Origin of the sequence: Ensifer adhaerens (assembly GCF_002940685.1) — a bacterium.
Lineage (GTDB): Bacteria > Pseudomonadota > Alphaproteobacteria > Rhizobiales > Rhizobiaceae > Ensifer > Ensifer adhaerens_E.
The window spans coordinates 151013-164836 of sequence record NZ_PNFP01000017.1; the positions used below are offsets into that span (position 1 = coordinate 151013).

A 13824-nucleotide genomic window follows, 5' to 3' on the forward strand; every position below is an offset into this window, starting at 1 on the left:
CGCGATGGCCGAGCCACTGAAGAACCTGCTGCACCCCGGCGTCGTTACCGCCATCGCCGATGCGCTCGGCCGCAACGCAGACGGCTTCGATCGCAGGACGTTTGTCGCGCTTGCCGGCGACGGCCTGGAGGCGCTGGAACTGATGCAGCGCGCGCTGCAGATCCGCGACGCGCTGGTCGAAACCCTGCCGCAGTCTTTTCCCGACGCGGCAGCCGCTCTTGCAGCCAGCCTCCCTCGCGGTGATGCGCCTGGTCTCACCGGCTGGTCATTGCTGCCGCTCAGCCAGTACATCGCCCTACGCGGCCTGGATCACTTCGATCTGTCGCTGTCGCTGCTGCGCGCGCTGACACCCCATTTCACCGCCGAGTTCGGCATTCGCGTCTTCATCGACCGCGACCAGGAACGCGCGCTGGCCACGATACGCACCTGGACCGGAGATCCCGACCACCATGTCCGGCGGCTGGCGAGCGAAGGCACCCGCCCGCGCCTGCCCTGGGCAATGCGGCTGCCGAAGCTCATCCGCGACCCGCAGCCGATCCTGCCGATCCTGACCGCGCTTCTCGACGATCCCGAGGACTATGTGCGCCGCTCGGTCGCCAACAGCCTCAACGACATCGCCAAGGATCACCCGGACATGGTGGCCGCTTTCGTCGCCGAGCATATCGGCGGCGCCTCGGCAGAACGTCGCCAGTTGCTGCGCCATGCGTCGCGCACGCTCCTGAAGCAGGGCCACCCGGCAGCACTTTCGAACTTCGGCTTTGTCGCTCCAGCCGGCATCGCTGCCAAGTTCTTCCTCGATCGCTCCGAGATCGTGCTTGGCGAGAGCCTGAACCTGCGCCTTGCCGTCAGCCACGACGCCAAGACCAGCCAGAAGGTGATGATCGACTACGCCGTGCATCACCGTAAGGCGAACGGCACGACCTCGCCGAAAGTGTTCAAATGGACATCGGCGACGCTTGCCCCGGGCGCGTCGATCGAGATCGAGAAACGCCATGCGATCCGGCCGATCACCACCCGCCGCTACTACCCGGGCGCCCATCGCATCGTCATCCTGGTCAACGGCCAGGAAGCGGCCGAAGCCGCCTTCGATCTCGCGCTTGAGTAGATCTCATTTCGCACCTGCGAAAAGATGCACCTTGACTTTTTCGCCCAAAACGACGACATGGTGCCCAGCGTCACCTTCAGGCCGCCGCGTGAGCGCGCCCTCGGCAACACAGAAAGCCGTGAAGAAGGAAAAGCGCACACATCGCCGCAATGGGCGGCACAGCACAGGCGCTTGACGACTTTTTCTTAACCCACAAGTTCCCAATTCACGCGGGGTTCTTGACGCCGAACGACACCGGAACAGCAAGGATGCGGTTCCGGCGAATGCGTTTGGCGCCCCCAAAAGGATATGCATTTGTCCACCTTTAAAGATCTCGGCCTCTCCCAGCACATTCTGGAGACCCTGTCGGCCAACGGCTTCGAAAAGCCGACGCCGATCCAGGCACAGGCCATTCCGCTGGTGCTGAAGGGCAATGATCTCATTGGCCTGGCGCAGACCGGCACCGGCAAGACGGCCGCCTTCGGCCTGCCGATGATCGAAAAGCTCGTTGCCGAAAGCAAGCGTCCCGATCCGCGCAACATCCGCGCGCTGGTGCTTGCGCCGACCCGCGAACTGGTCAACCAGATCGCCGCCAACCTCAAGCTGTTCGTCAAGAAGTCGCCGATCAAGGTCGGCGTCGTCGTCGGTGGCGTCTCGATCAACAAGCAGACCGAGCAGCTCGCCCGCGGCGTCGACATCCTGGTCGCCACCCCCGGCCGCCTGCTCGACCTCATCGCCCGCAAGGCCGTGACGCTGACGCAGGGCCGCTATCTCGTTCTCGACGAAGCCGACCAGATGCTCGACCTCGGCTTCATTCATGACCTGCGCAAGATCTCCAAGCTCGTGCCGAAGAACCGCCAGACGCTGCTCTTCTCGGCCACCATGCCGAAGCAGATCGCCGAGCTTGCCGGCGAGTACCTGACCAACCCGGTGAAGGTCGAAGTCACCCCTCCGGGCAAGGCCGCCGACAAGGTCGAACAGTACGTGCACTTCGTGCCCGGCAAGGACCTGAAGACGCAGATCCTCAAGCAGTCGCTGACCGACAATCCGGACGGCCTGTCGCTGATCTTCAGCCGCACCAAGCATGGCGCCGAGAAGCTGATGAAGCATCTCGACCACGTCGGCTTCAAGGCCGCCTCGATCCACGGCAACAAGAGCCAGGGCCAGCGCGAACGCGCGCTGAAGGCCTTCCGTGACGGCGAGATCCGCGTGCTGGTCGCGACCGACGTTGCCGCCCGCGGCATCGACATCCCCGGCGTCACCCACGTCTACAACTACGACCTGCCGGAAGTGCCGGATGCCTATGTGCACCGTATCGGCCGCACCGCGCGCGCCGGCCGCGACGGCATCGCGATCGCCTTCTGCGCGCCCGACGAAATCCGCCTGCTGCGCGACATCGAGAAGCTGATGGGCATCTCGATCGCCGTTGCCAGCGGCGAGGCACCCGCCGACCAGGCGCGTCAGGCCAAGGGCCGCGGCGGCCGCGGCAATGGTGGCGTCGGCCACCGCAAGGGCAATGGCGGCGGTCACCACCAGAACGGCGGCCGTCCGCCGCGCCGCGAGCGCCCGGCCGGCGAGCCGGTTGCGGCCACCAGCGGCTTTACCGGCGACGACCTCTTGCGCGACGAGCGCCGCCCGCAGCGACAGGAGCGCCGCGATCACGGCCATCCGCAGACCGACGGCCGTGGCGAAGGCAACCGCAACCACGAAGGCAAGAAGCACCACGGACGTCCCGGCCAGAAGCAGGGCGACCGTCGTGACCGCAACCATGGCGGCCGCAACGAAAACCGTGGCGGTGGCGAGCGCCGCGAGGGCGGCCAGGGCCAACGCCGCGGCAACGGCGGCAATCGCGGCCATCAGGGCTGATTGACCTGCAGCGCCGCTCCTACCTGAAGGATAGGGTCGTCGTAGCACTCTGAATCTTCAACGGCGGGTCGTTTCGGCCCGCCGTTTCAGTTTTTGCTATTCGCCTGCCGTTATCGCAAGACCGCCGCCCACGTTTGCGCGACTTGCCTTATGCCTGCGGCTTGCGGTTGGTGAGATAGACGCCGGCAACGGCAATCACCGTACCGATGATCATCGGCAAGGTCAGCGCCTCGCCGAACAAGATCCACGCCTGCACGGCGGCCAGCGGCGGCACGAGATAGATCAGCGAGGCCGCGCGCGAGACCTGCCCGCGGCGGATCAGATAGAGCAGCAGCGCGATCGCGCCCATCGAGAGCCCCAGGACCGACCAGGCGAGCGACAGCACGATCTGCAGGTTCCAGGTGACGTGCAGGTCTTCCAGCATCAGCGCCAGCGGGATCGTGACGATCAATGCACCGAGATATTGAAGCGCCGCAGTGCTGCGGATATCGCCGCTCTGCAGGTGGCGCTTCTGATAGAGCGTGCCATAGGTCACCGCCGCCATGCCGAGCACGTTGACGATGACGGGCAGAAGATGGATCGGCGTCGCACCCGTGTCGATCGCCAGCACCTTCGGCAGCACCGCAAGTGCGATCCCGAAGAAACCGAGCACCAGCCCGAGCTTTTGCTGCATGCTCAGGCGCTCGTCGATGACGAAGGCGGCGGCGACCGCCGTCATCAGCGGCTGAAGACCGGCTATGATGCCGGAAATGCCGGCAGGCACGCCCTCGCCGATCGCCCACCAGACGGAGGCGAGATAAAGCCCGTGCAGGAACATGCCCGAGACCACGGCGTGGCCCGCCATTGTCCAGGACTTTGGCCACTTGGCACCGGTCGCGACACAGAAGAGGATGAAGAGCACGATCGCCAGCGTGTAGCGCAACACCAGGAAGGTCAGCGGGTCGGCATAGACGGCGGCGTATTTCGCCACGACCCAGCCGGTCGACCAGAGCAGAACGAAGATGGCGGGAGCCAGGCGGGCGAGCATGATGGGCCTATCGGGATGGCGCGGCAGCCGGGAAGCAAAGACCACCCTCGCCGATATGCGCCGGGCCGCTGCAACGCCTTGATCTGCCGCTGATTTCGCGCTCAAATCCCTGCGATTTAAGCAGTCCTGCAAGTATCCGCGGTGGTAGTGATGGTCAAAGCAATTTTTCTGATGGCAATCATCAGCCGATCGGAACCATCAGCCTGAGCGAGGAAAGCGACAGCGACACGAAGCCGGGTTCATACTCCTCGCGGTAGTGCAACTGAGCGGTATCGACCGCATGGCCTTCGGCCGCGATCCAGTCGAACATTTTCTGGTAATGGGCAAAGACGTCGCCGCTATCAGGATGATGCAGGGCCGTGGCGAAGCGCATCGCCGGCAGGTCGACATATCCAGGGTGCACGGTCGCCTCGACCCTGTCAGAGACATAACCGACCAGATAGCGGAAGCCGTCCGGGCGGTCGTTCCAGGAAATGCCGACGAGGGTCGCATGGTCGCCTCGATGACGGTGCTGGTGATGCGCCTGCATATCGGCAATCAGCCGACGCACGGCGCCATCCGCCGCCTCGACGAACGTTCCCTCCCAGAAGGCGCCGGCGATGCGCTCCGCCGGCCTTTCGACGATTTCGAACGCCATGTTCACCTCTTTAGACCCATGATCCCGCTCCGTACTTCCGCGTGCAATCTGAGGAGCACAACGGAATTTACCTCAAAGCAGTTCCACGAAGGCGCGCGCGGCGCGGCTGAACTGCCGTTCCCGATGCGTGAGCAGTTCGAAGCTGCGCTCCGCCAGTTCGAACGGCAGTTCGACCAGCCGGCCGCTGTCGACGAAAGGCTGGGCGGCAAGCCGGGAAACGGCCGTGACGAAGGGGCCGCTTTCGACCGCCGTCAGCACCGCTTCGTTCGAGGGCAGTTCGAGCTCGATCCTGAGCCGATCGACGCCTGCTCCATGATCATCCATCGATTGCAGGAACATTGCCCGCGTACCGGACCCCTCCTCGCGCAGCACCCAGCGCGCAGAAAGCAGCATTTCCAGATTGACCGAAGCGCCGACGAGCGCGTGGCTGGGTGCGGCATAAACCGCGATGCGATCGACCGCCACACGACGATGGTCGAGCTTAGCGCCATCGACGCGTCCCTCGACGAAGCCGAGCTGCGCCGTGCCCTCCTCCACCGCCTCTGCGACGACCGCGGTGTTGCGCACCGTCAACTTCACGTCGACCTGGGGGTAGTCATGGGTGAAACGGGCAAGCCGCGCCGGCAGCCAGTAGCTCGCGACCGTCTGGCTGGCGGCAATCGAGAGCTCGCCGCGGCGAAGCTCCGTGAGATCGCGCAGGCAGGCGGTGGCGGCGGCCGCCCGGGCGAGCACCGCCTTTGCCTCCGGCAGGAAGACCTTGCCGGCATCGGCCAGCGTCAGGCCGCGGCCGACGCGATCGAACAACCTGACGTCGTGCTGGGTTTCGAGCGCTGCGATCGCAGCGCTTGCCGCCGACTGCGTGACGTTCATCGCCTCGGCGGCCCTGGTCATGTGCAGCCGCTCGGCGACCGCGACAAAGATTCTAAGCTGATCGAGTGTCATGGCAGATCAATCTCAAAAATCGATCAGAATGACAAGAATAATCCGTTAGACTGATTCATGGATCGGCGTAGGTTGCAGCCCATGTCCAGATTGCATCCCACATTCCGCTCCGCATTTTCCTCCGCCGCCTCCCGCCTGACGTGCATTCTCCCGGGCCTCATCCTCTGCCTTTTCGTCGCGCTTGCCGCCCTCGGCCTTGAATGGATCGAGTGGCGCTGGACCGGAAGGGCCTGGCTGGAGGCCCTCGTCCTTGCCATCCTGCTCGGCGCCATCGTCCGCACACTCTGGACGCCCGGCGACCGTTTCCTCTCCGGCATTCATTTCTCTGCAAAGTACCTGCTCGAAGCCGCCATCGTCCTGATCGGGGCGATGCTGAGTTTCGATGCGATCGCCGCGAGCGGGCCGACCCTGCTCGTCACCATCGTCGCCATGGTGCTGCTGTCGATTGCCACCGGCTACGTGATCGCGCGGATACTCGGCCTGCCGAAGCGCCTGGCGACGCTGATCGCCTGCGGCAATGCCATCTGCGGCAACTCGGCGATTGCCGCCGTCGCGCCGGCGATTGGCGCCCGCGGCGAAGAGGTGGCGGCCGCCATCTCCTTTACCGCCATTCTCGGCATCGCCGTCGTGCTCACGCTGCCCTTCGTCGGCGGCTGGCTCGGCATGACGGCGCAAGGCTATGGCGTCTTTGCCGGCCTGACCGTCTATGCCGTGCCGCAGGTGCTGGCCGCCGCCAGCCCCTTCAGTCCGCTCTCGGTCCAGGTCGGCACGCTCGTCAAGCTCGTGCGCGTGCTGATGCTCGGCCCCGTCGTCTTCTGTTTCTCGCTGATCGCCGGCCGCAACACCGAACCGGAATGCTTAGCGGGCAAACATCGCAGATCGCATCTCGCCACGATCCTCCATTTCGTTCCCTGGTTCATTCTCGGCTTTCTCGCCGTCGCCATCGCCCGCAACAGCGGCGTGATCCCGGACGCGGTCGCGACCGGCGCGGTGAAGGTCTCCACCTGGCTGACGGTCGTTGCCATGGCTGCCCTCGGCCTTGAGGTCGACATCCGCGCCCTTGCCAATTCCGGGCCGCGCGCGAGTGCTGCCGCCATGCTCTCGCTGCTGGTGCTGTGCATCCTGTCGGCGCTCGCGATCGCCTGCTTCGGCCTTGGCTAGGATCAGGCCGCCGCGCCCAATTTTAGCGCATGTGCATATTTTGTAGCCGCGCCAGGAACCACGCCTTTCGGCGGTCAGGCTCCATTGCCCTGTCGTTGGGCAGATTTCCCCGCAAAAGAGCGCCTGAGCCGGCGCCAACTTTCTTTTCCGGCGACTGAGCACGCTTCTTGCATTGCAACCAACGTTGTACTCAAATGGTCAAAAATAAGGGGACCACGCCTTTGGCATTTGACGAAATGATGAATGCGGACAGCAGTCCGCGCCAGCCATATTCGACCTATCATGATTGGTATGCCAGCCAGGACAGAAATCGGCTCATAGCGAAATCCAAGGAAGCCGAGAACATATTCCGGAAAACCGGCATCACCTTCGCGGTCTACGGACACGCAGACTCATCCGAAAAGCTCATCCCCTTCGACCTCATCCCCCGCATCATCTCCGGCCGCGAATGGCGCAAGCTCGCGCAAGGTATCGAACAGCGGGTCATCGCCCTCAACGCCTTTCTCGACGACATCTACCACAAGCAGGAAATCATCCGCGCCGGCCGCATCCCGCGCGAGCTGATCGAGAAGAACGAAGCCTTCCTGCCGCAGATGATCGGCTTTCGCCCGCCGGGCGGCGTCTACACCCACATCGTCGGCACCGATATCGTCAGGACCGGCGAAGACCAGTTCTATGTGCTGGAAGACAATGCCCGCACGCCGTCCGGTGTCAGCTACATGCTGGAAAACCGCGAAACCATGATGCAGATGTTCCCGGAACTCTTCCATCAGAACCGCGTGCGCCCGGTCGAGAACTACCCCTACCTCCTGCGCCAGAGCCTCTCGTCGCTGGCACCTCCCGGCTGCAGCGGCAAGCCGCGCGTGGCGGTGCTGACGCCCGGGATCTACAACTCCGCCTATTACGAGCACGCCTTTTTGGCCGACCAGATGGGCGTCGAGCTCGTCGAGGGCTCCGACCTGCGCGTCATCGACGGCAAGGTGAAGATGCGCACCACCCGCGGTTACGAGGCGATCGACGTGCTCTATCGTCGCGTCGACGACGACTTCCTCGATCCGCTCACCTTCCGCCCGGATTCCGCTCTTGGCATTCCCGGCATCATGGACGTCTACCGTGCCGGCAACATCACCATTGCCAACGCGCCGGGCACCGGCATTTCCGATGACAAGGCGATCTATTCCTACATGCCCGAGATCGTCGAATTCTATACGGGCCGCAAGCCGCTGCTCGAAAACGTGCCCACTTGGCGCTGTTCGGAGCCTCAGAGCCTCAAATACGTGCTCGAACACCTGGAAGAACTGGTGGTCAAGGAAGTCCACGGCTCCGGCGGCTACGGCATGCTGGTCGGGCCGACGGCGACTCGCAAGGAACGTGCCGTCTTTGCCGAAAAGCTGAAGAGCCGCCCCACCAACTACATCGCCCAGCCGACGTTGTCGCTTTCCACCGTGCCGATCCTCGTCAACAAGGGCATCGCGCCCCGGCACGTCGACCTTCGCCCCTACGTCCTTGTCTCCGACAAGGTCCAGATCATCCCCGGCGGCCTGACGCGCGTGGCGCTCAAGGCCGGTTCGCTCGTTGTGAATTCCAGCCAGGGTGGCGGGACCAAGGACACCTGGGTGCTGGAGGACTGAGAGATGCTGGGAAGAACTGCAAACGGCCTCTACTGGATGTTCCGCTACATCGAGCGCGCGGAAAACGGCGCCCGGCTGATCGATGCCGGCCTGCGCATGTCGCTGACGAGAAGCGAGGCGAGCGAAGACGATTGGGACGGCGTGCTGCAAAGTGCGGGCGTGCGTGAAATCTACGACGAGGTGCACGAGAAGCTGACGAGCATCGACGCGATCGACTTCCTGCTGCGCGACCGGGCCAATCCCTCAAGCGTGATGTCCTGCATCGAGGCGGGCCGCCACAACGCCCGCATGGTGCGAACGGCGCTCACCCGCGAGACCTGGGAAGCGACCAACGAGTGCTATCTCGAGATGAAGGCGATGCTTTCCAAGAAGGCGCGCCCCGCCGACATGCCGGAGATCATCGACACGATCAAGCGCCGCGCCGGCCTGATCCGCGGCGCGTTTCACGGCACGATGCTCAGAAACGAGATCTTCAACTTCTCGCGCATCGGCACCTTCATCGAGCGCGCCGACAACACCGCCCGCATCCTCGACGTGAAGTATTACGTGCTGCTGCCGGCGGTCGCCGCCGTCGGCTCGTCGATGGACAACGTGCAGTGGGAATCGATCCTGCGCTCGGTCTCGGCACACCGCGCCTATGGCTGGGTCTATGACGTCGAGCTTCGCCCCGCCAACATCGCCGACTTCCTGATTTCCAACGGCCGCATGCCGCGCTCGCTCGCCTACTGCTACGAGAAGATCGCCAGCAACCTCGGCTATCTCGAGCGGGAATATGGCGAACGACATGCTGCCCACGAAACGGCAGACCGCACGCTCGCGTCGCTTCGCAGCCAGTCGATCAAGGAGATCATGGACCAGGGGCTGCACGAATATCTCGAAGAGTTCATCAGCCACAACAACCGTCTGGGACAGGAAATCTCCGACGGTTACCGGTTCAACTGAGGTCGGGAGGATGGCATGCACCTGAAGATCAGCCACACGACCGAATATCGCTACGACGAACCCGTGCAATACGCGCTGCAGCGCCTGCGGCTGACGCCTCTGACCCAGGCCGGCCAGACGGTGCTCGGCTGGCAGACGCTCGTCGACGGCGCTGCGATCGAGGCGAGCTACGACGACCATTTCGGCAACCGGGTCCACCTCGTCAGTGTCGACGGCGAACGTGAGGCAATCCACATTACGGCGTCCGGAGAGGTGCATACCGAGGATCGTGCCGGCGTCTTCGGGCCGCACCAGTCCTATGTGCCGCTCTGGCTCTATGCCCGCGAAACGCCGCTCACCAAGGCCGGAAAGCTCATCCGCGACCTCTCGAAATCCGCCGAGGGCGACACCGACCTTGCCCGCATGCACGCGCTGATGGCCGCCATCCACGAGGCCGTGGAATACAAGCCCGGCGAGACCCACGCGGAGACGACGGCCGAGGATGCGCTCGAAAGCGGTCGCGGCGTCTGCCAGGACCATGCCCATATCCTGATCGCGGCCGCTCGCTCGCTCGACCTGCCGGCGCGCTACATCTCGGGTTATCTGATGATGGAAGGCCATCCCGAACAGACCGCCAGCCACGCCTGGGCCGAGGTACACCTCAACGGGCTCGGCTGGGTCGGCTTCGACGCCGCCAACAAGATCTGCCCGGATGATCGCTACGTCCGGATCGCCTCCGGCCTTTGCTACCGCGACGCCGCGCCCATCTCCGGACTGATCCACGGCGAGGCGAAGGAGACGCTGAAGGTATCGGTCACCGTCGAACAGCAGCAGCAAAGCCAGAGCCAGTCGCAAAGCCAATAAATAGCCTGCGTGATGGGGCGTCATCGACGCCCCTTCCACCTATACACTCCGCGTCCACCATGTCGGCGACAGCTGGACTTGCCGATTAACGCGAGGCATTCGCCTGCAGGATACGGCAGAGCGAAACCAGGTCGCTGTCATAGCCGCCGCTGACGACGTCGCGGCAACGCTTGATCAGCTTGAGCCGTTCGGCAGCGGGCAGCGCATTGAAGGCCGTCAGCGAAGCACCCCGAGAAACCCCGCCGACGGCGCCAGTGTTGCCGCCGCCTGGGGTGTTGCCGTTGCCCGCCGAGCCCGCTCCGAGACCCAGGCCGACCCCGAGCCCGACGCCATTGCCGCCGCCTGCATTGGTCGTGAGACCCGCAGTGAGGCCGTTCCGTCCACCGACCGTGGCATTGACCGAAGTGTTGAGCCCCTTGCCGCCGCCAAGGCCGACATCGGCGTCCGCGTTGATGCCATTGGCGCCGCCGGCGCTCGCCTGCACGTCGGCGTTGACGCCTTGGGAGCCACCGACCGAGGCGTTGGCGTTGGCATTGACGCCGTTTGCACCGCCGAGCGATGCATCGACATCGGCCTTAAGGCCGTTCGAGCCTCCGAGGCCCACATTGGCGTTCAGTCCATTCGCGCCACCGACGGACACGCCGACGCCAAGACCGTTCGCACTCTGTGAAAATGCCGGCTGAGACAGCGCCACCGTCGCAAGAAGACCGAGCGACAACGCAAGTACATTCCTCAGCATGATCGTCCTCCTTTTCAGGCTCGGGACCGTATTGGCCCCGGCAAAGGGGATACGTTCAAGAATTGCCGCCGGTTGCAGCGGATCAGCCGAAAAGGGAGGGTTTTGCCCGGTGTGGATAACACAGGGCGAAGATACGGCCGGATGCGTGTCGTTTCGAAACGATGACCTTGTCTTTGGCTCCGCTGACTTACCGTCATGTTTCCTTTGATTGCAACCGATCAAAGGACGTCTGGCGAGACGCGCGACGCCGTAAGGCGGACCAATGGCCCGAAAAAGCCGATGATGCGCGTTATGCGCGTCTGGCCGGGATCGAGGAATGCGATGTCCAGACCTTCGGGGAAGGATGACCCGTCGGGCATCACAAATCGCCAGGCGAAGCGTGCGATCCCATGATGAACATCCACGTCGCTTGTCCGTGTAATGCGCGCACCCGGATGCCTGGCCTGAATGCCTGCGATGTGCGCGAGCAGTTCTTCTGCACCGGCGGCATGAACCGTTGGATCCGAATACGTTGCGCCATCGGCCCAGATCGGCACCAGCAACGCCCGCCTCTGCTCGGCGTCCTCCGACGACCAGGCAGCGCAATAGGTATCGATGAGATCTGTTAACGGCACGCTTCGTCACTCCCTTAGATCGTAGGTTCCGACACGGCGCGTGCTCAGACGATCAAGCCGCGGCGCATGCTCCTTCTTGCCGCAGCGGCGGCTGCAAATTTGCGTCGATCGTCGCCGACGTCGCGGGGACAAACTATGACGTCGACGCTGCGACGCCAATACGCACCGAGCGGTAAGTGCTTACCCAAGGGTAAGGGAAGATGGAGAGGCCTGCGGACAAAGGCTGATTGCAGCCGTGAAGACGGTCGCCGGTCAGTGGCAGCGTGAAGGTTGCAGGCCCGTCCCGCGACGATGCTTACGCGCGCCAGGACTGTTCAGCGCGCCGTGGCCCCCCCGACGACATCTAGGACTATCGCACCGCAAGGCGGTGCGATAGCAAGCTTTGCGCGTCTGATAGGACGCAAGCTGTGGCGAGCGCCGAAGGCACGAGCGGACTGTCCGCTCGTGCGCCGACAGTGTCAGTGGCTATCGCGGTTCATCGGAATTTCCGCGCCGCGCGGACCGACGAGAAAGTCGAGGTCTGCGCCCGTATCGGCCTGCATCACGCTCTTGACGTAAAGGCCGGCATAACCGCCCGTCAGCGGCTTTACCGGCGACACCCAGGCCGCACGGCGGCGGGCGAGTTCCTCGTCCGAGACATCGAGATGGATGGTGCGAGCCAGCACGTCGACGGCGATCATGTCACCATTCTGCACGAGCGCCAGCGGACCGCCATCGGCGGCCTCCGGTGCCGTGTGCAGGATCACGGTGCCATAGGCGGTGCCCGACATGCGCGCATCGGAGATGCGGATCATATCGGTAATGCCCTTCTTCAGGACCTTCGGCGGCAGGCCCATGTTGCCGACCTCGGCCATGCCTGGGTACCCCTTCGGCCCGCAGTATTTCAGCACCATCACACAGGTCTCGTCGATATCGAGATCCTCGCGGTTGATGCGGGCGTGGTAGTCCTCGATGCTCTCGAACACGACGGCGCGGCCCTTGTGCTGCATCAGGTGCGGCGAGGCGGCGGACGGCTTCAGAACGCAACCCTTCGGCGCGAGGTTGCCGCGCAGCACCGCGATGCCGCCGGACTTGGTCAGCGCCTTGTCGCGCGGCACGATCACGTCGTCATTGTAATTGACCACATCCTTGACGTCGTTCCAGATCGTGTCGCCGGTGACGGTCAGCGCTTCCTTGTGCAGCAGCCCCATCTCGCCCACGGCCTTGATGACGACCGGCAAACCGCCGGCGTAGTAGAACTCCTCCATCAGGTACTTGCCCGACGGCTGCAGGTTGACGATCGTCGGCACGTCACGGCCGAGACGATCCCAATCGTCGAGGTTCAAGTCGACGCCGACGCGGCCGGCAAGCGCCAACAGGTGCAGCACGGCATTCGTCGAGCCGCCGACGGCGCCGTTGACGCGGATGGCGTTCTCGAAAGCCTCTTTCGTCAGAATGTCCGAGGGCTTCAGGTCCTCCTTGACCATATCGACGATGCGGCGACCGGAGAGCTGGGAGATCACCCGGCGTCGCGCATCGACCGCGGGGATCGCCGCGTTGCCGGGCAACGTCATGCCGAGCGCTTCGGCCATCGAGGCCATGGTGGAAGCCGTACCCATGGTCATGCAGCTGCCGGCCGAACGCGCCATGCCCTGCTCCGCATCCATGAATTCGGCGAGCGACATTTCGCCGGACTTGACCATTTCCGAGAATTGCCAGATTGCCGTGCCCGAGCCGACATCCTTGCCGCGCCACTTGCCGTTCAGCATCGGGCCACCGGAGACGAGAATGACCGGAATGTCGACGCTGGCAGCGCCCATCAGCAGGCTCGGCGTGGTCTTGTCGCAGCCGCCGAGCAGCACGACGCCATCGACCGGATTGCCGCGGATCGCCTCTTCGACGTCCATGGCCGCAAGATTGCGGAACATCATTGCCGTCGGGCGCAGCGTGCTTTCACCAACGGAGAAAACCGGAAACTCGACCGGGAAACCGCCGGCCTCGTAGACCCCGCGCTTCACCCGCTCGGCGAGATCGCGCAGGTGCGCGTTGCACGGCGTCAGTTCCGACCAGGTGTTGCAGATGCCGATGATCGGCCGGCCGTCAAAGGTGTCGGCGGGCAGGCCCTGGTTCTTCATCCAGGAGCGGTGCATGATGGCATTCTTGCCGGTGCCGCCGAACCAATCCTGCGAGCGCAGCTTGCGCGGCCATTCAGCTTTCTTCTTCATCTTTTTCTTCCTTATGCGGCCCGCGCACTTACGCGGGCCAGTAACGGCGCGCTTCAGGCGAGCGTGTAGGCCGTCTTGACGGTTGTGTAGAATTCGGCGGCGTAGCGTCCCTGCTCGCGTGAGCCGTGGGACGA

At 64.1% G+C, this 13824-nt stretch carries 12 protein-coding genes; 6 read left to right on the forward strand and 6 right to left on the reverse strand.

The features are described 5' to 3' along the window. The first annotated feature begins 4 nt into the window (after positions 1-4). Complete coding sequence (locus tag C1A35_RS28610) at positions 5-1105, forward strand: DNA alkylation repair protein (protein WP_104667619.1); 1101 nt, start codon at positions 5-7, stop codon at positions 1103-1105. Positions 1106-1399: 294 nt separating this feature from the next. Further along, positions 1400-2950: a DEAD/DEAH box helicase gene (locus C1A35_RS28615; protein WP_104667644.1), complete on the forward strand. Its 1551-nt coding sequence runs from the start codon at positions 1400-1402 to the stop codon at positions 2948-2950. A gap of 148 nt (positions 2951-3098) precedes the next feature. On the opposite strand, the gene C1A35_RS28620 is transcribed toward C1A35_RS28615, so the two are convergent. The 3 genes from C1A35_RS28620 to C1A35_RS28630 all read right to left on the reverse strand — a co-directional run bounded on the left by C1A35_RS28620 (position 3099) and on the right by C1A35_RS28630 (position 5556). Beyond that, a complete protein-coding gene (locus C1A35_RS28620; protein WP_104667620.1) occupies positions 3099-3977 on the reverse strand; it encodes a DMT family transporter in 879 nt (292 codons plus the stop codon). 181 nt (positions 3978-4158) lie between these two features. Continuing rightward, a complete protein-coding gene (locus tag C1A35_RS28625; RefSeq protein WP_234823044.1) occupies positions 4159-4614 on the reverse strand; it encodes a GyrI-like domain-containing protein in 456 nt (151 codons plus the stop codon). A 72-nt stretch (positions 4615-4686) separates the two neighbouring features. Then, positions 4687-5556: a LysR family transcriptional regulator gene (locus tag C1A35_RS28630; protein ID WP_104667622.1), complete on the reverse strand. Its 870-nt coding sequence runs from the start codon at positions 5554-5556 to the stop codon at positions 4687-4689. An 81-nt stretch (positions 5557-5637) separates the two neighbouring features. Between C1A35_RS28630 and C1A35_RS28635 the strand changes: the two genes are divergently transcribed. The 4 genes from C1A35_RS28635 (at position 5638) to C1A35_RS28650 (ending at position 10133) form a co-directional block, all read left to right on the forward strand. After that, positions 5638-6717, forward strand: coding sequence for a YeiH family protein (locus C1A35_RS28635; protein WP_104667623.1), 1080 nt, complete (start codon positions 5638-5640; stop codon positions 6715-6717). A 236-nt stretch (positions 6718-6953) separates the two neighbouring features. Then, positions 6954-8348, forward strand: coding sequence for a circularly permuted type 2 ATP-grasp protein (locus C1A35_RS28640; RefSeq protein WP_199773057.1), 1395 nt, complete (start codon positions 6954-6956; stop codon positions 8346-8348). 3 nt (positions 8349-8351) lie between these two features. Then, positions 8352-9290 carry an alpha-E domain-containing protein gene (locus tag C1A35_RS28645; protein WP_104667624.1) on the forward strand — a complete coding sequence of 313 codons (939 nt, stop codon included), beginning with the start codon at positions 8352-8354 and terminating at the stop codon, positions 9288-9290. Between the two features lie 15 nt (positions 9291-9305). Continuing rightward, positions 9306-10133, forward strand: coding sequence for a transglutaminase family protein (locus tag C1A35_RS28650; RefSeq protein WP_104667625.1), 828 nt, complete (start codon positions 9306-9308; stop codon positions 10131-10133). An 85-nt stretch (positions 10134-10218) separates the two neighbouring features. On the opposite strand, the gene C1A35_RS28655 is transcribed toward C1A35_RS28650, so the two are convergent. The 3 genes from C1A35_RS28655 to araD all read right to left on the reverse strand — a co-directional run bounded on the left by C1A35_RS28655 (position 10219) and on the right by araD (position 13690). Then, positions 10219-10872, reverse strand: a complete 654-nt coding sequence (locus C1A35_RS28655; protein ID WP_104667626.1) for a hypothetical protein — start codon at positions 10870-10872, stop codon at positions 10219-10221. A gap of 218 nt (positions 10873-11090) precedes the next feature. After that, positions 11091-11414: a nuclear transport factor 2 family protein gene (locus tag C1A35_RS28660; protein WP_104667627.1), complete on the reverse strand. Its 324-nt coding sequence runs from the start codon at positions 11412-11414 to the stop codon at positions 11091-11093. 530 nt (positions 11415-11944) lie between these two features. Beyond that, on the reverse strand, positions 11945-13690 hold the full coding sequence (araD, locus tag C1A35_RS28665; protein ID WP_104667628.1) for an L-arabinonate dehydratase: 1746 nt from the start codon (positions 13688-13690) through the stop codon (positions 11945-11947). Positions 13691-13824: the final 134 nt, after the last annotated feature.

Bases quoted from the DNA above. Each gene is read 5' to 3' on its own strand.
- C1A35_RS28610 (WP_104667619.1), top strand. From the start codon at position 5: ATGGCCGAGCCACTGAAGAACCTGCTGCACCCCGGCGTCGTTACCGCC.
- C1A35_RS28640 (WP_199773057.1), top strand. From the start codon at position 6,954: ATGATGAATGCGGACAGCAGTCCGCGCCAGCCATATTCGACCTATCAT.
- C1A35_RS28650 (WP_104667625.1), top strand. From the start codon at position 9,306: ATGCACCTGAAGATCAGCCACACGACCGAATATCGCTACGACGAACCC.
- C1A35_RS28630 (WP_104667622.1), bottom strand. From the start codon at position 5,556: ATGACACTCGATCAGCTTAGAATCTTTGTCGCGGTCGCCGAGCGGCTG.
- C1A35_RS28620 (WP_104667620.1), bottom strand. From the start codon at position 3,977: ATGCTCGCCCGCCTGGCTCCCGCCATCTTCGTTCTGCTCTGGTCGACC.
- araD (WP_104667628.1), bottom strand. From the start codon at position 13,690: ATGAAGAAGAAAGCTGAATGGCCGCGCAAGCTGCGCTCGCAGGATTGG.
- C1A35_RS28635 (WP_104667623.1), top strand. From the start codon at position 5,638: ATGTCCAGATTGCATCCCACATTCCGCTCCGCATTTTCCTCCGCCGCC.
- C1A35_RS28645 (WP_104667624.1), top strand. From the start codon at position 8,352: ATGCTGGGAAGAACTGCAAACGGCCTCTACTGGATGTTCCGCTACATC.
- C1A35_RS28625 (WP_234823044.1), bottom strand. From the start codon at position 4,614: ATGGCGTTCGAAATCGTCGAAAGGCCGGCGGAGCGCATCGCCGGCGCC.
- C1A35_RS28655 (WP_104667626.1), bottom strand. From the start codon at position 10,872: ATGCTGAGGAATGTACTTGCGTTGTCGCTCGGTCTTCTTGCGACGGTG.